Origin of the sequence: Adhaeribacter rhizoryzae (genome assembly GCF_008629685.1) — a bacterium.
GTDB lineage: Bacteria > Bacteroidota > Bacteroidia > Cytophagales > Hymenobacteraceae > Adhaeribacter > Adhaeribacter rhizoryzae.
Genome location: NZ_VWSF01000003.1, coordinates 177,071 through 199,321, shown reverse-complemented (window position 1 = coordinate 199,321; position 22,251 = coordinate 177,071). Strand labels below are relative to the sequence as shown.

25 protein-coding genes and 1 tRNA gene are annotated in these 22,251 nt (G+C 42.7%); 14 read left to right on the top strand and 12 right to left on the bottom strand.

Annotation, left to right across the window (positions count from 1 at the left end):
* The first annotated feature begins 25 nt into the window (after nt 1-25).
* Genes F0145_RS05885 through F0145_RS05870 form a run of 4 tightly spaced genes read left to right on the top strand, consistent with a single transcriptional unit; the run spans nt 26 to nt 1,798 of the window.
* On the top strand, nt 26-349 hold the full coding sequence (locus F0145_RS05885) for an ArsR/SmtB family transcription factor (protein WP_150087386.1): 324 nt from the start codon (nt 26-28) through the stop codon (nt 347-349).
* Nucleotides 350-400: 51 nt separating this feature from the next.
* Complete coding sequence (locus F0145_RS05880) at nt 401-820, top strand: SRPBCC domain-containing protein (protein ID WP_223815862.1); 420 nt, start codon at nt 401-403, stop codon at nt 818-820.
* A gap of 8 nt (nt 821-828) precedes the next feature.
* Complete coding sequence (locus F0145_RS05875) at nt 829-1,209, top strand: DoxX family protein (RefSeq protein ID WP_150087385.1); 381 nt, start codon at nt 829-831, stop codon at nt 1,207-1,209.
* A 10-nt stretch (nt 1,210-1,219) separates the two neighbouring features.
* A complete protein-coding gene (locus tag F0145_RS05870) occupies nt 1,220-1,798 on the top strand; it encodes a YdeI/OmpD-associated family protein (RefSeq protein ID WP_150087384.1) in 579 nt (192 codons plus the stop codon).
* A 76-nt stretch (nt 1,799-1,874) separates the two neighbouring features.
* Here F0145_RS05870 and F0145_RS05865 read toward each other — a convergent pair whose 3' ends face one another.
* From F0145_RS05865 to F0145_RS05850, 4 genes are all read right to left on the bottom strand, one after another.
* Nucleotides 1,875-2,096 carry a hypothetical protein gene (locus F0145_RS05865; protein WP_150087383.1) on the bottom strand — a complete coding sequence of 74 codons (222 nt, stop codon included), beginning with the start codon at nt 2,094-2,096 and terminating at the stop codon, nt 1,875-1,877.
* A 42-nt stretch (nt 2,097-2,138) separates the two neighbouring features.
* Nucleotides 2,139-2,546 carry a VOC family protein gene (locus tag F0145_RS05860; protein WP_150087382.1) on the bottom strand — a complete coding sequence of 136 codons (408 nt, stop codon included), beginning with the start codon at nt 2,544-2,546 and terminating at the stop codon, nt 2,139-2,141.
* Between the two features lie 165 nt (nt 2,547-2,711).
* A complete protein-coding gene (locus F0145_RS05855) occupies nt 2,712-3,245 on the bottom strand; it encodes an SRPBCC family protein (protein WP_150087381.1) in 534 nt (177 codons plus the stop codon).
* A 37-nt stretch (nt 3,246-3,282) separates the two neighbouring features.
* Nucleotides 3,283-3,735 (bottom strand): SRPBCC family protein, encoded by a 453-nt coding sequence (locus F0145_RS05850; RefSeq protein ID WP_223815837.1) that lies wholly within the window; start codon nt 3,733-3,735, stop codon nt 3,283-3,285.
* 405 nt (nt 3,736-4,140) lie between these two features.
* Here F0145_RS05850 and F0145_RS05845 point away from each other — a divergent pair, with 405 nt between their 5' ends.
* Entirely contained in the window at nt 4,141-5,124 is a 984-nt protein-coding gene (locus tag F0145_RS05845; RefSeq protein ID WP_150087380.1) for a GlxA family transcriptional regulator, read from the top strand.
* 3 nt (nt 5,125-5,127) lie between these two features.
* Here F0145_RS05845 and F0145_RS05840 read toward each other — a convergent pair whose 3' ends face one another.
* The 4 genes from F0145_RS05840 to F0145_RS05825 form a co-directional block, all read right to left on the bottom strand.
* Nucleotides 5,128-6,147 carry an MBL fold metallo-hydrolase gene (locus F0145_RS05840; protein ID WP_223815835.1) on the bottom strand — a complete coding sequence of 340 codons (1,020 nt, stop codon included), beginning with the start codon at nt 6,145-6,147 and terminating at the stop codon, nt 5,128-5,130.
* 351 nt (nt 6,148-6,498) lie between these two features.
* Nucleotides 6,499-7,131: a hypothetical protein gene (locus F0145_RS05835; RefSeq protein ID WP_150087378.1), complete on the bottom strand. Its 633-nt coding sequence runs from the start codon at nt 7,129-7,131 to the stop codon at nt 6,499-6,501.
* 194 nt (nt 7,132-7,325) lie between these two features.
* Nucleotides 7,326-9,170, bottom strand: a complete 1,845-nt coding sequence (locus F0145_RS05830) for a M61 family metallopeptidase (RefSeq protein WP_223815833.1) — start codon at nt 9,168-9,170, stop codon at nt 7,326-7,328.
* Between the two features lie 51 nt (nt 9,171-9,221).
* Nucleotides 9,222-9,866, bottom strand: a complete 645-nt coding sequence (locus tag F0145_RS05825; RefSeq protein ID WP_223815860.1) for a class I SAM-dependent methyltransferase — start codon at nt 9,864-9,866, stop codon at nt 9,222-9,224.
* Between the two features lie 131 nt (nt 9,867-9,997).
* Between F0145_RS05825 and F0145_RS05820 the strand changes: the two genes are divergently transcribed.
* On the top strand, nt 9,998-10,876 hold the full coding sequence (locus tag F0145_RS05820) for a c-type cytochrome (RefSeq protein ID WP_150087376.1): 879 nt from the start codon (nt 9,998-10,000) through the stop codon (nt 10,874-10,876).
* A 258-nt stretch (nt 10,877-11,134) separates the two neighbouring features.
* Nucleotides 11,135-12,025: a cytochrome c4 gene (locus tag F0145_RS05815; RefSeq protein ID WP_150087375.1), complete on the top strand. Its 891-nt coding sequence runs from the start codon at nt 11,135-11,137 to the stop codon at nt 12,023-12,025.
* A 15-nt stretch (nt 12,026-12,040) separates the two neighbouring features.
* On the opposite strand, the gene F0145_RS05810 is transcribed toward F0145_RS05815, so the two are convergent.
* Nucleotides 12,041-12,535, bottom strand: a complete 495-nt coding sequence (locus tag F0145_RS05810) for a CinA family protein (protein ID WP_150087374.1) — start codon at nt 12,533-12,535, stop codon at nt 12,041-12,043.
* 62 nt (nt 12,536-12,597) lie between these two features.
* Nucleotides 12,598-13,143 carry an RNA 2',3'-cyclic phosphodiesterase gene (gene thpR / locus F0145_RS05805; RefSeq protein WP_150087373.1) on the bottom strand — a complete coding sequence of 182 codons (546 nt, stop codon included), beginning with the start codon at nt 13,141-13,143 and terminating at the stop codon, nt 12,598-12,600.
* A gap of 118 nt (nt 13,144-13,261) precedes the next feature.
* On the opposite strand from thpR, the gene F0145_RS05800 reads away from it, so the two are divergent.
* From F0145_RS05800 to F0145_RS05785, 5 genes are all read left to right on the top strand, one after another.
* A complete protein-coding gene (locus F0145_RS05800) occupies nt 13,262-13,969 on the top strand; it encodes a phosphatase PAP2 family protein (protein ID WP_150087372.1) in 708 nt (235 codons plus the stop codon).
* Between the two features lie 100 nt (nt 13,970-14,069).
* Nucleotides 14,070-14,153 (top strand) — tRNA-Leu (locus F0145_RS05795).
* Nucleotides 14,154-14,430: 277 nt separating this feature from the next.
* Nucleotides 14,431-14,646, top strand: a complete 216-nt coding sequence (locus F0145_RS05790; RefSeq protein WP_150087371.1) for a hypothetical protein — start codon at nt 14,431-14,433, stop codon at nt 14,644-14,646.
* 238 nt (nt 14,647-14,884) lie between these two features.
* Nucleotides 14,885-15,061 (top strand): hypothetical protein, encoded by a 177-nt coding sequence (locus F0145_RS26110; RefSeq protein WP_190277478.1) that lies wholly within the window; start codon nt 14,885-14,887, stop codon nt 15,059-15,061.
* Nucleotides 15,062-15,668: 607 nt separating this feature from the next.
* Nucleotides 15,669-16,403, top strand: coding sequence for a phosphatase PAP2 family protein (locus tag F0145_RS05785; RefSeq protein ID WP_150087370.1), 735 nt, complete (start codon nt 15,669-15,671; stop codon nt 16,401-16,403).
* A 33-nt stretch (nt 16,404-16,436) separates the two neighbouring features.
* Here F0145_RS05785 and F0145_RS05780 read toward each other — a convergent pair whose 3' ends face one another.
* On the bottom strand, nt 16,437-18,770 hold the full coding sequence (locus F0145_RS05780) for a GAF domain-containing protein (protein ID WP_150087369.1): 2,334 nt from the start codon (nt 18,768-18,770) through the stop codon (nt 16,437-16,439).
* 253 nt (nt 18,771-19,023) lie between these two features.
* Nucleotides 19,024-19,908 (bottom strand): T9SS type A sorting domain-containing protein, encoded by an 885-nt coding sequence (locus F0145_RS05775; RefSeq protein ID WP_150087368.1) that lies wholly within the window; start codon nt 19,906-19,908, stop codon nt 19,024-19,026.
* Nucleotides 19,909-20,290: 382 nt separating this feature from the next.
* Here F0145_RS05775 and F0145_RS05770 point away from each other — a divergent pair, with 382 nt between their 5' ends.
* Nucleotides 20,291-21,169 (top strand): SDR family oxidoreductase, encoded by an 879-nt coding sequence (locus tag F0145_RS05770; RefSeq protein WP_150087367.1) that lies wholly within the window; start codon nt 20,291-20,293, stop codon nt 21,167-21,169.
* A 28-nt stretch (nt 21,170-21,197) separates the two neighbouring features.
* Complete coding sequence (locus F0145_RS05765; protein WP_150087366.1) at nt 21,198-22,244, top strand: methyltransferase; 1,047 nt, start codon at nt 21,198-21,200, stop codon at nt 22,242-22,244.
* Nucleotides 22,245-22,251 lie beyond the last annotated feature (7 nt).

Below are 22,251 nucleotides of genomic sequence, written 5' to 3'. Positions count from 1 at the left end.
ATATTTGAAGCCAATTAGCTACATAATGAATTTAAGACGTGACGTATTCCAGGCCATTGCCGACCCAACCAGAAGGGCTATTCTGCTGTTGGTTGCCGCACAATCAATGACGGCCGGAGCCATTGCGGCAAACTTCGATACCGCCCGGCCCACCGTTTCCAAGCATTTACAAATACTTACCGCATGTGAATTGCTTAAACAAGAACAGAACGGCAGAGAAATATATTATCACCTGAATGCTGTTAAAATGAAAGAAGTAGCCGACTTTCTGGAACCGTTCCGTAACCTTTGGGAGAGCAGGTTTAATAAACTGGAACAAATAATGCAATCGTACAAACCAAAAGAATAGAAAGCTGTGTAACAAAAAACAAAAGTTTCAGCCGAAAACGGTAAACAAGAAATTGTAGTAACCCGAACGTTTGAACTGCCGGTAGCCCTGTTGTTTAAAGCCTATACCGAACCCGAAATTCTGGAACAATGGATGGGTACCAAGGTGCTTAAACTGGAATCAAAGAAACACGGTAGTTATTTGTTTGAAACCACCGACCCCAAAGGCAATAAACACTTTTTTAACGGCACCATTCACGAGTTTGAACCCAACCAAAAAATTACCCGGACTTTTGAAATGGAAAACACCCCGTTTCCGGTGCAGCTTGAATTCTTAACCTTTGAGCCACTCACCAAAGAGCAGAGTAAACTAACCATGCACATTGTGTACAAGTCGGTAAATGACCGCGATAATATGCTTAAACTACCTTTTGCCCAGGGCATTAACATGGCGCATAACCGGCTCCAGGAAATTCTACTTCAGTTAAAATAATTACCATTATGGCAAAACGAAACAAAATTATTTATTGGGTTGCTACCAGTTGGCTTTCTTTGGGAATGATTTCTACCGGAGTAGTGCAACTAATTCATCTGGAAGAAGAAGCGCAAAAAATGAACGCCTTGGGTTATCCTATGTATTTTCTGACAATTATTGGGGTATGGAAAATATTAGGCGTAGTGGCTATTCTAATTCCTAAATTACCTTTAATAAAAGAATGGGCTTATGCCGGTTTCTTCTTTTTAATGTCCGGCGCCATCTTTACCCACCTGGCCGTTAGAGATAATATTGCGGAATATTTTGGACCAACATTATTACTCGTTTTAACAGTTGTTTCCTGGTATTTCAGACCAGATAGCCGGAAAGTTATGTTAAGTTATTAATGCAATATTTATGAATCCGGAAGTTGATATGTTCTTAAGTAAAGCCAAAAAATGGCGCGAAGAAATGTTTTTGCTGCGGGAAATTGTGCTCGACTGTAAACTAAATGAACAAATTAAATGGATGCATCCATGCTATACTTACCAGAATAATAACATAGTATTAATTCACGGCTTTAAAGATTATTGTGCGCTTCTTTTCTTTAAAGGGGTTTTAATTACTGATAAAGCTGGCCTATTAATTCAGCAAACCGAAAATGTGCAAGACCGGCGGCAAATGAGGTTTACAAGCCTGGATGATATTGTAAAACTTAAAACGTTAATTAAAGACTACGTTAAAGAAGCTATTAAAATTGAGCAATCTGGTGTAAAAGTAGCGTTTAAAAACACCGCAGAATTTAATAGGCCCGAAGAATTTGAGAAACTGCTCCAAACCGATAAAGAAATAGAATTAGCTTTCAACAGCTTAACTCCAGGCCGGCAAAGGGGCTATTTGTTATATTTTTCAGCGGCCAAACAACCCAAAACAAGAGAAAGCAGAATTGAAAAATACATTCCCAAAATATTGGCAGGAAAAGGTTTAGACGACTGAACACTAAAGGTAAGTAAGTTCGGTCTTTAATAAATATTGCCGCTATGAGCAATAGAACATAATATATTACTTGGTATTATTCATCAGGCAGGACTTCGGCTTTAAAGCCCAAGTCCTGCAATAAATTTATTAAAGCAGCCGGTTGAATAAATTCCAAATCGCTTTTTACCCGCAATATTTTATCACAATCGTCCAGGTCGAAATTGGCTTTGTAATTTCTAAAATGGCGGTGAATCTGGTCGAGCAGCATATTGGCCTGGTTCGGATTTTCCACATTTGTTTTAAAAACTTCTACCATTTTGGTACCTTTTCTTAAGTATAATAAAATATTTGGTGGGGTTTAGCCTTGCTGCATGGCGGTCATATCCATGTACATTATTTCCCACAAGTGGCCGTCTATATCCTGAAAACTCCGGCCGTACATAAAGCCTTGGTCGGTAGTAAAATTAGATTCGGTGGCACCGGCGGCAAACGCTTTGTCAACCAGTTCATCTACCTGCGCCCGGCTATCTGCCGATAAGCAAGTAATTACTTCGGTAGTCCGGCTGGTATCGGCAATATCTTTTTTAGTAAACGTTCTGAAGAATGGTTCTACCAGCAGCATTACATAAATATCCTCGCTAATAATCATGCAGGTAGCGTCTTCGTTGGTAAACTGCGCGTTAAAACTAAAACCGAGTTTGGTAAAAAATTCAACAGATTTGTTAAGGTCTTTAACCGGTAAATTCACGAATATTTTAGTAGCCATTTTTTTATATTTAAAGGTTAGTAATAATTATTTTATATTTTATTATTGTTTGATATTGCGCTTATTGCCTCCTGGTGCGGTAAAATATAGCCGGAAATATAAGCCGGGCCGCAAAGTTTTCTAACGCAACAGAATATTAGGCTGGCGGGAGCTAAGGGCGCCAACTTAGCTTTTCTCCAGAATATTTTTTAAGGTACCCAAGCTGGTTTCTAAATCCGGGCCCAATACAGCATCTATAAATAAATGCATCAGGTTAAGCGGGTAAGGATTGCCGCCCGTCATGCCCCATTTTACTTTGGTTTGGGTAGGAGATACCGCTTCCGTAGACATGGGGGCGTAGGCGGTACTGGCAAAAGGCCGTATAAACCGTACCTCTATTTCTAGTTTCTCACCTTCGGTCAGGTTTTTAATTTCCTGTTCGCCCTGGCCGGCTTTCTCGTTGCCGTCCCAGGCATATACAAAGCCCACGTTGCCATCGGTGCCCCGGTAAGCTTTTTTCATATTAGGGTCGGTTCTTACCCATTTGCTGTAATTATCCTGGTTTTTCAGGTGCCTGATGTAGTTAAATACTTCGGTGCGGGGTTTATTTATGGTAATTTCCCGTTCCACGGTATATTCTTTTTTTACAAACAAGGCCACAATTAGTATTAAGGCAATAAAGCCGGCTATACCTATTAATATTTTTGCCAGTACTTTCATTTTTGTTAGGTTTTAATATTTAGGTTGTAGTAATTTTTTAGTTCTGTTCGGCCAGTACTTTAATTTTTTCTAAAGCCTTATTCCAAGCCGACGACATATACAGGTAATATTCTTCGGCGGTGTCTAGTTCAATGGCTAGTTGCGTTATGCCATTATTTTCGGTTAGCCGGTAAGTTTCGCGGGTTCCTTTCATGGCTTGGGCGCCTTCGCTCTCGTAATCTTCTTTACCGCCGCTTATAAAGCCATCGTATTTTATCGAAATAACCTCGTTGGGCCGGTTTACGACTACGGTGCCTACTAACCCATCATTATTACTATCCATAAACTTTGCTTTGCTGCCCAGTTGCCAGTCTGTTTCACCGTGGGTGCCTTCGCTAAATTCGGCGTACCAAATGCGGGTATAATTATCCTGGAGCAATACTTCCCAAACTTTTTCTTTAGGTGCATTAATCTGAATTGATTTTTTTAAGGTTTGAATTTCTGCGTTCATGTTAGTAAATTTTTAAGGTTAAACATAAATTTAAGCGGATGCAGTAAAATAATATTTTTTTAACCAGCCGGCCAGGCTACTTTGCTTTTGGTTGCCTAAAGCCTTTTAATTAATTGGTTTGTATATGATTAGCCGGTATTAAGTTTTCCGGCGAAATAAAGTAATAAAGGTATTAAGCCTTTTGCGTTTTAAGCCTTGTACTATGCAAACATACAGGTAAATACAAAAACAAAGCGGGTGTATTTCCGGCAAAAAAAGGGGTTAATTACGACAATTTTTCTAATTATATTGGCAATTAGAATATATGAAAGAAAAAAATGCTAAATTTTTAAATCAATATACCCAATATTTTTAGTAAAATGCGCATGCGTAAGTCCATTTAGTAACTTATAACCTTATATTACTATGAAAAACATCACCATTCTGGTTCCCAAAGGAGCTATCTTAGGCAGCATAGAAGGCCCCCGCCAGGTATTTACCGAAGTAAACAAATTGCTTAAAAGTATGGGTAAACCAGCTTTGTTTAAAGTGCAGTTGGCCGGCCTAACCAAAGAGGTTCCCGTAGCTGGCGGTCTTTATACTGTATTTACCGATAACGACATTAGCGCCATTGCTAAAACCGATTTAATTATTATACCGGCCCTGGACGGAGAAATGACCAAGGTTTTGGAGAATAACCAGGCGTTTGTGCCCTGGATTGTAAAACAATATAAAGCCGGTGCAGAAGTAGGGAGCCTGTGCGTAGGGGCTTTTCTGCTGGCCGCCACAGGGCTGGTAACTGGCCGCAAATGCGCTACCCACTGGATGGCCGCTAACGATTTCCGGAAAATGTATCCGGAGGTACAATTGGTAGAAGACCGGATTATTACCGACGAACACGGCATTTATTCCAGCGGAGGGGCTTTTTCTTACCTGAATTTAATATTATATATAATCGAAAAATATGCCGGGCGTGAGGTAGCAGTATTTATGTCCAAAGCTTTTCAGATAGATATTGAGCGCCGCAGCCAGTCGCCGTTTGTAATTTTTAACGGCCAGAAAGACCACGACGACGAGCTGGTTAAAAAAGCGCAGGAATTTATTGAGAACAATGTGCAGGAAAAAATAACCGTAGACCAGTTAGCCGATAATTTGGCTTTGAGTCGCCGGAACCTGGAGCGCCGCTTTAAAAAAGCTACTTCTAATTCTATAGTGGAATACGTACAGCGGGTAAAAATTGAAGCCGCTAAAATGAGCCTGGAAAGCTCGCGCGAAAACGTAAATGAAGTAATGTACAACGTAGGCTACACCGACCCCAAAGCGTTCCGGACTACTTTTAAACGTATTACCGGGCTTTCGCCGGTGCAATATCGCAGCAAATATAATCCGGTGCTCGAAATGGCCGTGTAGCACTCACATATAAAGCACTTCGCCAATGGCGGGTGTAATTAATTGGCCGTTTACTTTACCGGCGGCCGCGTACTGTTGTAACAACCGGATGGGTTCGCCGGCAGGTTCATCCGATAAATCGAAGGTGCCAAAATGCATGGGTAGCAGAAACCGGCCGCCTAAATCGTTAAAAGCTTGCACGGCTTCGCCGGGGTTCAGGTGGCTTTGCTCCATCATAAAGGCGGGTTTGTAGGCACCAATGGGCAAGATGCAAAAATCGGGTGCGCCCAAAAGCGCCTGTATTTCGGCAAAATGTTCTTTATAGCCGGAGTCACCGGCAAAGTAAATGCTTTTTTCAGGCGTCCGGATTAAAAAACTGCCCCACAAAACTTTGTTCATGTCGTTTAGGCCGCGGCGGTGCCAGTGGCCGGCCGGTAAATAAATAATTTCTGCACCCGCCTCGTTGGGCAAGGTAAATTGCTGGTACCAGCCGGCTTCCTGGTAAGTTAAGCCGGGCGCCATTTTGTTTAATAATTTGCCCATGCGCAGCGGAATCATGGCTTGTAAACCAGGGTTTTGCTGCCAAACCAGTTTAATTGATTTTTCGTCGAAGTGGTCGCGGTGGCCGTGCGACAAAAGCAAAAAATCCAAGTTGCGCAATCGGCTGGTCGGAAAAGGCAAAGCGGTTCTTCTTTTAAGCAGCGGTAAATCAAAGAAAACCGGGTCGATTATAAAAGTAAAATTATTTAGCCGGAGCAAAAACGTAGCGTGCCCAAGCCAAACCAAGGCATCTTTATCTGAGTTAAATAAATCCTGGTTTTCGTTTACCGGCGGGGCATAAGTATCAGCTTCTTTTTCTTTTTTCTGCGGATTTTCGGCCAATTTCCATTTTAGCACATTTAAAAACGAAGGCAGGTATAATTCGTCGCCGTTGGCAAACATGCCATTTATAATTTTATTGCCGGGCCAGTTTTCTTTTAGGGTTTTCAGTTGGGGGTTCTGCAAATATTCTGCTTGCACGGTGGTTTCTTTTTGGTGCTTCATACGCATTTGGGTTATCCCAGTTCAGAAGAAATATTTATACCAATATTATTGGGGTATTGCGCTTAAAATATTACGGTCATCCTGAGCTTGTCGAAGGATCTATAACAGCATTATATTACCACTATTAGTAGGGTACTATGCTTAAAATATAGCGGTCCTGTTGAGCCTTTCGAAATAGCTGAATCTACTTTTTCATAGTTTTAATAGATCCTTCGACAAGCTCAGGATGACCAATAATGTACACTTAAGCGCAGGGCCTGTTTAATAATGGCATAAGTGAAAATTGTCCCCAAACAAAACGGCCCGGCTATTAAAATAACCAGGCCGTTTTGTTTTTATACTTCCTAAATATTAATAGCCCCACGACGAGCCCGGATTGTAATACATATTATTATAAGCGTTACCGTTGGAGTACCGGATACCACCCGATACCGAGAAGTTTTCGGTTACTTTGTAATTGGCCCGTAACGACATGCCATTGGTGCCGCCCGGCATGTATAAGTTTAAAGGCAGCGGGTTTTTCGATAAATCGCGCCACACACTACCGGTTACATTCAGCCGATCGGTAACCAGATAATTACCGCCGGCATTTAAAATAAACCGCTGGTTGCGCATGGGCGCGTAGCTAGAATTAAAATTATCGTTGCCAAACAAGTAAGGGTTAGAGCCAAAAGTAGTAATCATATTTACGCTGGCAAACCCGCTAAACCGTTTGGTAACCGGAAACATAACGCTGGGCTCTAAAAAAGTGGCGGTGCCATACAGCCGGCTAAATTGCGTGCCGGCCGATAATCCGTAACTGATTTTTCGGGGTGCTTTTGGGGTAGTTACGTCTGAAGCCGGTGTTTGCGGGGTTATGGCGGTACCCGGAGCCAACGCCGGGGGCGTGCTGCTTAGTTCGCCGGCCGTTCCGTCGGTAGTTTGGGCCATACTGCTAAAACCAACGCTCAGCAGAAAAGCCATTGCCAATATATTTTTTATCATAATTTATCTAAAGCTAAAATTGTACCGCCCCATTGGGTAGCCGGTTAAATTTACAAAATTGTGCTGGTTAAGACTAAATATTAAACCTTTAATTTGCTGCAATAGTATTTTGGCGCACGAAAAATTCTTTTTTAAATATTACGCGATTAGTTAAATAATGGTAAACTGCGATAGCCTAATTATTTTAATTTATGCTATTTTCTGCCGGATTTTACTTTTGAACTTAGCCAACTTGCCCGGAAAGCCTTCATTTGTTTGGTTAAGGGTAAGCCGGCCGTTTCGTAAGGAACCGCTTCGAGTTGCGGATCGGGAATTAAGGTAACGATTGTTTCTTTACTGGCGCCTACCCGTGGCGTATACGTAATATTTACCCGATCGCCGGGTTTGTGGGCAGCTAAAGCAGCCGCTAAATCGTTGTAAGAATTTATTTTTTTGCCCGCAATAGTCTGGATTACATCTTCGCGGTCGAGGCCGGCCTGGTACAAAGGGCTGCCAACTAAGGTACCTGTTTGAATAACGGCCGCGTTGTTGCGGAAATTTAGGAGCGTTAAACCCAGGCTGGCTTTATTGGGGTTAACGGGCCGTAATAAAAAGCCGGCCTGCGCCAGCAAGAACTTGTAATCGGCCAATTTTAGCCCGTAAATATGCTGCTGAAAAAAAGCTTGCGCAAATTCAGGATCGCGGGTAACACTGCCTAGTATATTTTCTAAATCTGTTAGGGTATAAGGAATTTCGGGTTGCCCGTGCTTGCGCCAGATAGCCTGCATATACGTATCGAGGGTAATAATTTTGAACCGGGTACGTAACGTAAGGTCTAAAGCCAGCCCAATAACACTGCCGAAAGGATAATAAGAAATATACGTGTTCACGCGGTTTACCGGGTCGATGGATTGGGCGGCATCTACAAAAGGCGCTTGGTAACTCATTTGCACCGGCGAAAAATATTGGTGCCCTGGCGAGTTAAGTACGTGGTTTAGCTCCGCCGAAATATTTTGGGCATACTCAGTTACGGTATTTACCCCGCTCCGGCATAGCACCAAATCGCCGTAATAATTGGTAAAACCTTCGGCAAACCATAACTCCCCCGACATATTGGCTTCGGCATAATTAAACGGCTCCAGCGATTTAGGGCGGATGCGCTCTACGTTCCAGGAATGAAAATATTCGTGCGAAAAGGTGCTGAGGTGCGTGTTTACATTATTTTCCAAGGGTTGGCTGCTGGTAATAAAAGTGGAGTTGCGGTGTTCCATGCCGTCGCCAACGGCTTGCGGACCGTAACAGGCCAGAAAGGTGTAGCTGTTAAAATCATAATCCGGAAATTGCCCGAAAACCGCACCGGCCTCGGCTACCACTTTTTTAGCTTTGGTGGTGTAGTCGGCAAAAGCTTTATCACCTGCTTGGGTGTGCAGCGCAATCCGGATTGTTTTGTTTTGCGCCGGCAGTTGCCATTCCGAAAATTTTAAATCACTAATTTCCACCGGGCTATCCATGAGGTATTGCAGGTGCGGGGCCGTGTACGTGTTTGGGGTAGTTTCTTTTTTAAGCTGCGTGGCTATCTGCCAGTTTTTACCGGCCGGTAAATTAAACTGCACCAAACGCGCCCGATTATCTAACCCTAAGCCATACATTAAAGTGGCCGGCATATTTAAATGCACGTGTTCTTCGCTAATGCCATTATACGTGCCATCGGCCCGGTCGCCGAATAAAGTGTAGGTAATGGTAACCGTACCGTCGTGGCTGGGAATATCCCATTGGTGCGGATTGGGTCGGGTTAAGGTTATTTCCTGACCAACACTGTTGTAAGCCTTTACTTTGTAAATATTTTTGGCAAACTCGTGCAAAGCATAACGGCCCGGCGAAGATCGGGCCATGCGCACAGAAAAAAGGCCGGCCGGCAATTCTGCGAAAACTACTTTTATGTCGGCTTCGTGGTGTACCGCGTTCGGGAACGATAAAGTATATGTAATAGGTTGCTGGGCCGCAGCCGCCAGTTGCAGTAAAGAAAATATTAAAGCAAAAAAGAAACGAGGTAAAAGCATCGGGAATTTATACTGGTTATTTTAACTAAGGCAACAAGCAAATAAGTTTACTTACTTTTTCTGATAAAGAACAGATTTTATCAGGTTGTGGTAAAAATAAGCTGATTTTTGGGGAGCCAGGTTATAGTGGGCGAGGATATTTTGCCAATCGGGTAGGGTAGTAGCGCTAATACCACTTACCACCCGGAAGAACCGGTACATACTCTGGGTTAATATTTTCGTCCAGATTTGCCAAAGGCCTGCATTGTGCGTTTGTACAAAATCGGTTACCAGCCATAAACCGCCGGGTTGCAGGTGCCGGAACAGAATATGGGTAATATTTTCTAATTCTGCCGGCAGAAATAGGTCTAAAAAGAAAAAACTTATTACTACTTCAAATTCTTCTTCCGGTTGTATATTATTTTCGGTACCAAACCGGAATTCAACACACGCTGCCTGGGCCGGGTCTTTGATTTTTTGTTTGGCCTGGTTTAACATGTTGGCCGAAGCTTCTAAATATACAATCTGGCAGGTCGAAGTCCGGGCAAATATTTCGGGTAACAACCAGCCGCTGCCGCCGCCAATAATTAAAATGCGGGCCTGCTCCGGAATATTATCCAGAAAAGTAAGCTGCGCCTTTTTAAGCGTTCGGCCAAAAACCAGTCCGGCTAAAAAGTCATAGTAAGGCGCTATCAGATCAAAGCCGGGTTTAAGCATCAATTTAAGTCATTCACTCCCCGAAAACAGCCATTCAATAGTTTATATTGAACTATAATGATAATTTATAGGATTCTGATGTAATTTTGTTTTGTTCTCTAAGACCTAAATACCTTATAAAAGCTAAAAATATGAAAAAAGTTATTAAATGGTTCGGGATTGTGCTGGGCTCACTGGCAGTGGTGCTGCTGCTGGCTTATGTGGTAATTTATTTTATGTCAGAAAGCCGTTTAAATACCACCCATGTGCTTGCTGTAAAGCCGGTTAAAGTTCCTAGCGGACCGGAAGCGGTTGCTGCCGGCGAAAGAGTAGTTAAAATGCGGGATTGTACGGGCTGCCACAACGAGCATTTTGAAGGCAAGGTTTTTATTGAAGATCCGGCTTTGGGGCGGGTAGTAGCGCCTAACTTAACGGGCGGTAAGGGAAGCCCCACAGCTACCTATACCAATCTGGATTGGGTGCGCGCCATTCGGCATGGCCTGAACAAAGAAGGTAAACCCCTGAAAATTATGCCATCGGAGGTATTTTATTCTATCTCTAACCAGGATTTAGGAAACATGATTGCTTACCTGAAAGCATTGCCAAAGGTGAACAGCAATTTACCCGAGTCTAATTTAAAACCACTCGCCCGCACCCTGCTAACGTTTAATGTAATTCCGTTACTGCCTTTCGAAAGAATTGATCACCAGGCTCCCATCCAGGAAGTAGTGTTGCCGAGTGTATCGGCGGAGTACGGTAAATACCTGACTACCACGTGCAGCGGTTGCCATGGCACTAATTTTAAAGGCGGCGAACCGCATGGCGAGGGCTCGCCGCGCATTGCGAATATTACCCCTGGCGGAAATTTAGGTAAATGGTCGGAAGCACAATTTAAGCAAGTGTTGCGCACTGGCGTTACCCCCGAAGGTAAAAAGCTGAATCCTAAATTTATGCCCTGGACCATGACCAAAGACATGACCGACGATGAGTTAAAAGCTATCTACCTCTATCTGAAAAGTTTACCTGCTTAAAGTTTAGCAGGAGTAGCTTTAATCCTGAATTTTATACCTAAATAAAATTATACTTAAAACGCCATTTGCCGCCTGTAAATACTAGTTAAAAAAGATTAAATTATATTATATATAATTTTACCATTAAAAAATTTAAAATTATACCTCAAAATATTTAACCTGTAATATATTTACTTTAATAATTTTTTTTTACATTTAATCCGATTCCCCTTGATTGTTAAGGGTTTATATTCCAACCACACACACACCATTTTAATTATGAAAAAATTTTTTAAGTGGACAGGCATTGTCCTGGGTTCTGTAATTGTACTTTTACTCATTGGCTTCGCTATTATTTATTTTAGTGTGCAAAGCCGATTTAACAAAAAGTACGAAGTAGCCGTCCAATCAATTACTATCCCCACCGATTCAGCTTCTATTGCCTTGGGCGAGCACATCGCAGCCATTAAGGGCTGTACAGATTGTCACGGAAAAGATTTTGGCGGCAATATTGTTATCGACGATCCGGCCCTTGGGTTGCTGCCTGCCCCTAATATTACCATGGGCAAGGGCGGTTTAAGCTCCCGCCGCGGCAATTTTACCGACGAAGACTATGTACGCGCCATTCGGCATGGCCTGGACAAAGAAGGAAAATCACTTAAATTAATGCCGTCTTATGAGTATCAGCCTTTATCTAAAAAAGATTTAGCCGCTTTAATTGCTTACTTAAAAACCCGCCCGGCTGTAGATAAAGAAATGCCGGGAGTTACCTTAGGACCAGTAGGTTACGCGTTGGCTAATTTCGATAAATTGCCCTTAATTGTGGCCGAAAAAGTTAACCACACGGCTCCGCTGGAAGAAGAAGTACACCCGGCAGTTTCGGTAACTTACGGCAAATACATGGCTGTTTCTTGCCAGGGTTGCCACGGAAATAATTATCAGGGTGGTAAACCAATAATTCCGGGCTCGCCGGATGTGCCAAATATTACAGGTAAAGGTAGCTTGGCTAAATGGACCGAAGCCCAATTTATTAATACCTTACGGACCGGCGTTACGCCCGAAGGAAAAAAACTGGACCCGAAATATATGCCCTGGCCTATGGCTAAAGAATTTACCGAAACTGAAATTAAAGCGCTTTACCTGTTTCTGAAAGAGCAGCAGCCCAGCTAATAGCCCGCTAAAATATTAAGCGTGTTCAAAATGGCGGTCGAGGGTAGCTTCTATTTTCTGGAAGATAAACTCGGCCGCTTTTTTACGAATGCCCTCGCTGTTGCCGTCGAATAATTCCCGGTATTCTTCTACTTTATTCCGGCACAAAATAGAAAAGAACACGGTTCCTACGGGTTTTTCTTTGTTCTCCGAAGCGCCGGCACCGCACAAACCCGTAACCGCCACACAAATATCGGCTTTCAGTAATTTATACAAACCCATTACCATCTCGTTGGTTACCTGCTGCGACTCGGCCGTATATAATTTTAATGTTTGTTTTTTAACGCCCAGCACTTTTTGTTTTACTTCTTCGGCATAAGTTACAATGCTGCCCAGCAATACATCGCTGGTGCCTTTGGCTTTCACAAATTCCGATATTAACATGCCGCCGGTAATGCTTTCGGCAAAGGCAATGGTCATGTTTTTATCTTTTAGTTTAAAGGCCAGCCGCGATAAATCAGATTCGTTCATGTAAGAATTTGGTTTTGTTAAACTCCTTGCTTTTACTCTGGTTTTAACAACAGGGTTGTTTCTTAATCGTTAGCCGGCTGCAAGGCAAATTCTTTTACAATATTATAGCGCGGGTGCGGGCTGGCCAGTTCCGATTGCCAGATACAAAAACTACTAACCAAATATTCCGGAAAATTAATGTTCTGAATAGTAGGAAGCGCTAAGCGTTGAGTTAGGTCTTTCTTTAAGCGGGCTATTGTTATGTGCGGAATATATTCGCCGGGATGATCCGAAGAAGAATTTAGTTTTTCCTGAATAATGCGGGCTAACTGGGTAAAGGCCGGATGTTGGTGAAAGCGCGCCCAAATTAATCGGGGCGATTTAGGTTTGGGGCCGGGGGCAATTTCTTTAAACGTAAGCGTAAAAGCCGGTAATTCTGCGGCAATATTTTCTAAAGTCTGGCTTAAAGTGGGTAATAAGGCTGCCGGGGTTTCGCCTAAAAAATGCAAGGTGAGGTGCAGGTTAGCAGCGGGCACCAAACGCACGCCATCTTGGGCGTAAAGCGCCTGTTGGGTTTGTAAAGCCGTTAGTACATTTTCGGGTAAAGGTGCCGCAATAAATAACCGCATATCTTTTCTGCTGCTTATGTCAGTAATTTTTAACGCGAATCAGGTAAAAAATGATTTAAGCCAAAAGCAGATCACCAGAATATCTGAGAACAATATTTATGCGTATAGGAATTTCTGTATGAAGAGGATATTTAAGAAAGCGCTGGCATTTTTTGCCTTATTTACGGTAGAACTACTGTTTATCTGGACGGTTTTTATTAGTTGTTTACTGTTATTTTTGTTTTTAGCCCGTGAAATTCTGCAGGGTCAGGAAATAAACTTTGACATGCGCGCTTTTGCCTTTGCCGATAGCCTGTATAATCCGGCTTTCGATGGCTTTATGAAAAATATTACTTTTTTCGCCTCCCGCGATTTTATTACCGGTGCCTCGCTCATGTTAATATTTTATTTTTTATTTATTCGCCGGCACAAGTGGTATTCTATTAAAGTGCCGGTAATTGCCTTAGGCAGTATTTCGTTAAACCTTATTCTTAAATTTCTTTTCGATCGCGAGCGACCTATTATTCCGCACCTGGTAAAATCGTATGGGTTAAGTTTCCCGAGCGGGCACGCCATGATTAGCGCTTCTTTTTACGGCTTATTAATTTACCTGGTATGGGTAAACGTAAAGAACCCGCTGGGGCGCTGGGCCTTGGTGGTGGCGCTGGCTTTATTTATTTTGCTTATTGGTTTTAGCCGGGTGTATTTGCACGTGCACTATGCCAGCGATGTATTGGCGGGTTTTGCCGCCGGCTTGTTGTGGGTTATTATAGCGGTATACGTTTTACGCCGCATCGAGCGCTATTCCCGCCGCAATATTGCCCCCATAGTAGAGGAATCCACCTGAAAAAATATTGATAGCGGAGTTGTAATATTAAAACTTATTCTGCTACATTTGTGTCCCGATTGTCAGACGCGGTATGCCGGGTTTGATTTTACCAGAAAATGCGCACGTGGCGGAACTGGTAGACGTGCAGGTCTCAGAAGCCTGTGGGAGTTGTCCCGTGGGAGTTCGAGTCTCCCCGTGCGCACTTTACCAACAAGATAGCCCCTTTGCAGCTTGTAAAGGGGCTATTTTATTTAGGAAGCCAGTATTCAAAGGGTTTGTTTTGGGTAAAATTTAGCTCAAGCGGTTACCAGGTTTCAGAATGGGCAACGATTTAATTATATTATCGTTGTTATAAAAGTTCTTATTTATTAGCGGTAAATTTTATTTTATTAGTAAGCTTATAAAGCTATTTAGTAGCTTGCGCCGAATGCACTTGAGGCTGCGATAATTTAAATATCTCACGTAAATTAAATTACAATATGCCCCTATATAAAAAAGCTAAAAATTTCGACGAGAAGGAACTGGAAAACATGACTTTTGACGAATGTTATGAGTTGTTGCTTATTTTCCGGTATCTGCAATTTAGAGAAGACCGAACCATAGAAAAGAATTTGATTAATGCCCGCATGGAACTCTTGCGCAAACGCATGTTGGAGTTAAATGAAAATTCAACGCATTATAAAAATTTTATTTAATCAACCTCATTTGCTCTAACCCGCCTTTAATTTATCTGTTCTGTTAACCAGGCTGCTGCTTACTTGGTTGTTTTACTTAGTTACCCCAGAGAATTATCTTCAAAGCAAATACTAGGAAAGAAGCGCCATATTTTATCTGATAATCTGATTAAAGTATAATTGCCGCCCCTAATTTCATTTAATCTTCATCTTCGGTAAATAATTTAGAATAAAATAGTTATGCATTAAGTTTAGTGTGATGAAAAGTTGTGAAATTGAATCGGAGGATGAATATAAAACTGCCGCAGCCAGGCTCGAAATAATAGCCGGAGCTATTCCGGGCACTGCTGAAGCCACCGAATTAAAACACCTCACCAAAGCAGTGGTAGAGTACCTGAAAAAACAAAATCAGGAATTGGCACGCACCAAACACTAATGCCTTAAACCATAAATAAGCTTTAGCTGGCGCAAGTTCAGCGAAGCGTAACTTGTGCTTACTATTAACGGCCAGTTTTCAACTGGCCGGCTGTCCAAAAATTCCTTTCCTAAAAACACACCAGCTACAAGCTAGCGCGAGCAAACGTAAATATTCTAAAATATTCCTTAGCCTGAGTGTTACGGGGTGGGCACCAAGACATGGCGCAAACAAAAAGCGTCCGCTAGCAGCAATAAAGCGCTGAAATGCCGGTAAATTATTTTCTTAAATATTAAATATTCAAGGTTTTAGGTAGAAAATATTAGGCTATAATACCCAATAGCATGAACAACCTGCCATAGATAAAGGATATTTTTGCCTCCTGCTCAACTCGGTCATTCTATAGAATTCGAAGAATTCCAAAAGAATCTTCTGCGTTACCTAATCAGAAAATTCTTCCCGAATGACCCAGATAGGTGAGATTAGCTATTCTTTTCTGCTATGCAAACTGCTGTTTACTATTTGGTATAATTTACAAAGATAGGCTACCTAAACCATCGTGCATTTTTACAATTAAATCAAAATTGTTACAAATTAAGTATTAGGCTAAACTGTTAGTTTTGCAGGAATGTCTAATCTGGTGAAAAAAATATTGGCGCTCTTTGCCCTGATTGGGGCCGAACTAATAATGCTGGGCGGGATTGCGTTTGTTTGTATCTTCTTGTTTTTGCTAATGGCCAAGCTGGTTTTTCTAGACCAGAATCAAACCTTTGATATGGCCGCTTTTGCTTTTGCCAAAAAACAAACATCGCCGGCCGTTACGGCTTTTATGCAGTTTGTTACCTTTTTTGCTTCCAAAGATTTCCTGATTTACGGTTCTTTAACCCTGGCGTTTATTTTCTTTTTCATAAAAAAGCACCGCTGGTATGCCGTTAAAATTCCGGTTATTGCCGCTGGCAGTTCGCTTTTAAACCAAGTTCTCAAATTCTGGTTCGACCGGCCCCGACCCGAAACTGCCTTTTACGAACAATCCGGTTTTAGCTTTCCGAGCGGCCACGCCATGATTGGCGGCGCCTTTTACGGCCTTTTTATTTACCTCGTCTGGACCAATGTAAAATCGGTTTTATGGCGGTGGGTTTTTACCTTGTTGCTTTGCTTTTGGATAATTTTAATTGGCTACAGCCGGGTTTACCTGAACGTGCACTACGCCAGCGATGTACTGGCCGGGTGGTCGGCGGGGCTAATATTTTTAATTATTGCATTACTGGTTTTACGCAAGTTTGAGCCCGCCTATGCCCGCAAAGCCACCGAAGTAATGCAGGAAGATACTACCGAAGAAAATAATAGCCGGAAAGATGTTTAACCTTAAATATTATTTTACACTAATAACTAACCACTAATTGCTCTCATCAAATTTTACCTTAACCCGAATGGCTTTCAGGCCGCTTACACCTTGCATTTCTTCCAGATCTAAATATTCTACTTCGCGGGTTAGCAGGTTAATATTCTGGAGGTAATCAATATAATCTTTGTATTCGTTGGCTTCACGACCCTGGGAATATACAATAGCAATGGTGCCGGGCTGGGTCAGGCGTTCGCGGGTACCCACTACGGTGGCTTTATCGATGCGTTTTTTAATAATCTCATAGCGAATATTATAGGCGCCGTCCACATCAAATTTTCGCTCATCGCGCCGGAACCGAATAGCCAACGGTTGGCTGTAAATCAGGATGAGTTGGGTGGTTTCCAGGGGCATGGGCAGCGAAGGTTTTAACTCGGCGGCTTTGCGGGCAATGCCGCAAACAGTCATGAGTTGCCACAAGCGCAAATTCCGGAGAAATACCAAATCGAAAGGCCGGTTTTCGGCTATAGAAGCGCCTACGTAAATATTAAATTCTACGCCATCGGTTTTATATTTCTCGAAATAATGCGGGTACATTTGCTGGGCTTTGGCTTCTTCGGCCTCCAAATAATCCGAAATAGTTTCGTTAATGAGCGTTAAGCTGGTTTCAAAATCTTTCCGGCGCTTGTACAACACGCCTAACTGCGGGTCCATGGCTGCGTAGTAAGCCTGAATAACCGACTGCAGCGACGGATTATGACTTTTTAAATATTCAAAAATAGGCTCTACGTGGGTTTTTATTACTTCAAAAATGGCGGCTTCGTCTTCCGATAAAACGCCCCGGCGCAGTTTCCGCAGACTTTTGGTAATGTAAAATTTGAGTTCTTCCAGAATGGGCAGCGCCTGCAAATCAATGGCTTTCTTCAGCACTTTTTCTACCATGCGCAGGTGTTCTATTAAATCGCCCTGAATGGCTTTGTTGCGTTCGGTAGAAGAACTCCGGATATCCGAAACCGCAAACAGAGGGTAAACATCCTGAAACACAATAGGCTCTATTTCGGGTTGAAGGCCGCTTTCCTGTAGTTCCAGTAAATTTAAAGCCGCCTCTTTAAAGCGCCATTCCATTACCGGGTGAATCGCCGTAAATTTTTCTTTTATAACGCCCTGAATGCGGCTTTCCAAATCTTCAGCGTTGCGTTTTACGGCCGCCTCGAAATGGGGTAGAAATTGCTGCATTCTGGCTAAGGAAAAACTGTTTAAATCGCCGGCAAAAGGCGAACCCAATTCAATAATACCAAATACCTGGTTTTGGTAGCGCAATAAAGCCAGAATAATGCTGCGGATGCCAATATTCGATATTTCGGCACCTACTCCTTCCGGCAACGAGGCCGTTTCTACATCTTCCACCACTAACGGGTCGCCGTCTTCCAGCAGCTTATCGTAAACAGCTTTAAAAGTTACTGAATTGGTGGAGGCATCGGTTTGCGGAATTAAAAAGCTGTGATTTATTTTCCGGCCGAAATTAACAAAGGTTTTTTTCCGGTTATTAAAGGCCGCTAAACCTAATTGCAAGTGCGGCCGGTTAAAAAATATTCTTATTTTTTCCTGCAACTGCTCAAACCGGTCGGGCGCGGTTAAAACATCTTTTTCCAGCAAGTCCAGTTTAATCGACGATAAGGTTTCCTGCTCGGTTACATCTACCAGTTCCATCACGTAAAAACCTTCAAACGCAAAATTGTCCGGCAGAATATATTGCCGCCACAATTCCAGGTTTTCCATGTTGGTTAATAAAAGCCGGATGTCGGTTGCGGAAAGCGGTGGGAGCGGGCCGTTATGCTTTACCTGTAAAAAGCTGTTGTTTAACGATACCCGGTAATGGCGGTATAAACCCAGCGCGTAATCCGGAACGGTAAAAATTAAAGCTTCTTCTACAGGAACAGGAATGTGGTAGCATTTATTTAAAATAAATAAAAAAGCCTGCCGGATATTCAGATACAGCATTTTTTGCTTATCCAGGTTAAGCGGGCGTTTTAACTTATCGTTTTCGCTGATAAATATTTCGCGGAACTTGGGGGTTTGGTAAAAACTAGAATTTAAAAAAGGTGTCAGCGCCCCGCTAATATCAGTTTCCCAGGTTGCCGGCGGGAATACCGCAGTCATTATTATTTCGATTAAATCTTCGTGGTCTTTCAGGAAGCTTGGGTCCTGAATAGGCTTGCGTAACTCCGGCGATTTTTCGAGTTGCTTGGTAATGGCTTTGGCAAAAAGCGAAATACCCCGGTTATCGTCGTTTATTTTGGTTTCCCAATACCGGATTAACGGTACAAAACTTAAAGAAGTCTGAAAGGGAAAAGTTTTAAAAGGTAAACGGGTTTCCGGGTTTTTCATAAGGGTTTTAAAAGTATTCAGAACAACAAGTTATGAGCAAATTAGTTAATGCCCTCAGAAAGAAAATAACACTCTTAAAGCGTTTTTTAGACTTATTTGGGGGTATGCTACTGCGCTAAACAGGACCAATAGGCGCTGTAACCTGCCAGTTATACTTAAACGCTAAACCGGGTGGTTCGTTTTGGGGCTTACGCCACGAAAAAAGCCGGCTACTTAAGCAACCGGCTTTAAACAATTAAGAAAACAGGAATTATTATTTTTTCAGGAAACGCGCGGTTACGGTGCCAGAATCGGTCGTAATTTTATAAATATAAAGGCCGTTCTTGAACGTACTTAAATCTAAATCTAAAAAATATTGCCCCAGCTCCTGGTTGCTGGTCAGCAGGTTCCGGATAATTTTTCCTTGTTCGTCCAGTAAATCAATGGTAACCTTGCCTTTTTCTTTTACTACGTATTCCAGGGTAGCTTTTGCCGTAACTGGGTTAGGATACAAACGGTTTTCAATAGCTGAATCCGTAAAATTGTTGTTGATGGGTTGGTTTACTTCCCAAAGTAAGAAAGCTACCGGCCGGAAATATTCGCTTAAATAACGGTTAGCTCCGTGCAACATTCTTTGGCGCGCCTGCTTTGGTGGTGCCGCCGGTGCCGTATTTTGGGTGTATTTACGCACAATGGCCGCCATTTCCTGCCGCCAGGTTTGAGCAGGCGCAGCTACTTCTTTATACAAAGCCTGAATTTGAGTATTGTATTGCTGGGCTAGAGTGCGGGCTTCTGTTCTGATTTTCTGGTTTTCGGCCCGAAGGTTTTGCAGTTGCGTTTTCTGTTCTTCGGTTAGGTGGCGGTTGCCGGGTTGTGGCTGCGCCCGCAAGTTTTGCCGGAATATTGCGGCTTGTTTCCGGGCCGTTGCTGCCGCTATTCTTAGTTCTCGTATTTTGGTTTTATCCTGGGAGGAAAGCTGTTGCTCCAGTTTCTGGCGTTGCTGCTGCATTACCGGCGTAATATTTTTCTGAACATAAGCTTTCAGTTCCGCGCGCATTTCGCGGTTAAACCGGTTGTGTCCAGATTTACCCGATTGGGCAAAAGTAACAGCTGCCCAAAGGTTAAATAAGCAAAACAAGGGTAGAATTTTGGTGCGCATAGAATTAAGATTAATGAGCGTGGTATTTGGCTATTGGATGGTTATTGCAGCCAAAGGTTTAAGATAAAACTGCGCATTCTAGCCGGTTTTTAGTTTTTTTATTTTACCAAAATCCAGTTAATAATCCATTCGGCTTCTTCTATAATCTTTAGCCACTAAAAAGCAGGAATTTACAAGCTATAAAATAAACCCGCTTTTACCGGCTTGCCAGAATTTATTCAGTTGTATTATTGGTTTTGCGTTGATTATCTGGTGATTAAGATATTTGTTCAGGCCGAAATTATCCTGCTTCAAGCCCTATTTTCTGGCATTCATTTTTATTTACCGCCATTCACTTTCATGCCACTATATCTTTATTGTATAAACAAATATTATTAAAACTATGAAAACATTAATTATTGGCGGCACCGGAACCGTAGGCACTCAAGTTGTAAAATATATGCTGCAAGCCAAACAGCCCATTCGCTTACTTACCACATCGGTGCATAAAGCGGCCCGACTACCGGTTTATGTAGATCCTTATGTCGCAAACCTGGATGAGCCGGAAACGCTGACTAAAGCTTTTGTAGGTATTGATAAAGTTTTCCTTTTAAATCCGCAGGGCCACACCGAAGTAGAACAAGCTATTAATGCGGTAAATGCGGCCCAAAAGGCAGGCGTAAGTAAAATTGTGTACCAAAGCATTCATCGGGTTAGGCAAGGCGCCCACATTCCGCATTTCCAAACCAAAATTGCCATTGAAGAAGCTATTATGGCCTCTGGCCTGAATTATACGTTTGTTTGTCCGAACAATTTTTATCAGAATGATTTCTGGTTTAAAGATGCTGTTTCGGCTTACGGAATTTATCCGCAGCCTTATGGAGAGGCGGGCCTGAGCCGGGTAGATGTGCGCGATATTGCCGAAGCTGCCGTAAAAGCCCTGTTTAATTCCGAGTACGATGGTTTGTCTATTCCGTTAGCCGGCCCCGAAGCCCTGACTGGCGAGGATACAGCAGCTATTCTGAGCGAAGAATTAGGCTTTAAAGTAAATTATGGCGGTAACGATTTGGCAGCCTGGGCCGCTCAGGCCAAATTAATATTGCCCGCCTGGATAGTGGATGATTGGGTTCAGATGTATCAGTTTTTCCAGGAAAAAGGCCTGGTTGCTACCGCCAGCGATTTACAACTACTCACCCACGTATTAGGCCGGGCTCCCCGGAGTTATGCTGCTTTTGTGCGGGAATATGCGCCAGTTTTTCAACCCGAATCTGTTACTGTTTAATTTCTGAAAAATACCTAACCTAATAAAAATGGAAACACTCGAAATTACCCAGGAAAAAGCCTTAACCCCCGACCACATTGTGCAGGTTGGCTCTGGTTTTTGGGCTTCCCGAACCGTTTTAGCCGCCGTAAAACTCGAATTATTTACTTTGTTAGGCGATAATTTCTTAAGCGGCGAAAATATTGGCCGCCATTTAAATTTACACCCCCGAAGCTTGTACGATTTTTTAGATGCGCTGGTAAGTTTAGGTTTTCTGGAACGAGAAGGCATTAAAGAAACCGCCGTTTATGCCAATACCCCCGAAACAACCTTCTACCTGAATAAAAACAAACCCTCTTACATGGGCGGCATTCTGGAAATGTGCAACGACCGGCTTTACCGTTTCTGGGCCGATTTAGACGAAGCGCTGATTACCGGCAAGCCGCAGAACGAAGCAAAATATACCGGCAAATCTTTGTTCGATGCCGTTTATGCCGATCCGGACCGGTTAAAACAATTTCTAAATGCAATGGCCGGCATTCAAATGGGAAACTTTATGGCTTTAGCCAAGCGGTTCGATTTTCAGGATTATAATTCATTGTGCGATATTGGTGGCGCGAGTGGCATGCTGGCTATTTCGGTAGCACGTCAGCATCCGCACCTGGCAATTACTTCCGCCGATTTACCCGTAGTAGCGCCAGTAGCCGAAGAAAATATTAAACGCCATGGTTTAGCAAACCAAATTCAGGTGGCTAACCTAGATTTTATGTTTGATGATTTTCCTAAAGTAGATATTATTACCATGGGCAATATCTTGCACGACTGGGACTTAAAAACCAAGAAACTTTTAATCTGGAAGGCTTATGAGGCTTTGCCGCCCAATGGCGCTTTTATCGTAATCGAAAACATCATCGACGACGAGCGCAGAACCAATGCGACCGGGCTGCTCATGTCTTTGAATATGCTCATTGAAACCGACGGTGGCTTTGATTACAGTTTTGCCGATTTTAAAGAATGGGTTACCGAAGCTGGTTTCCGGATTACGGCTAAATTGCCGCTAGCGGGCTCTACCAGTGCGGTTATTGCTTTTAAATAATTATTTG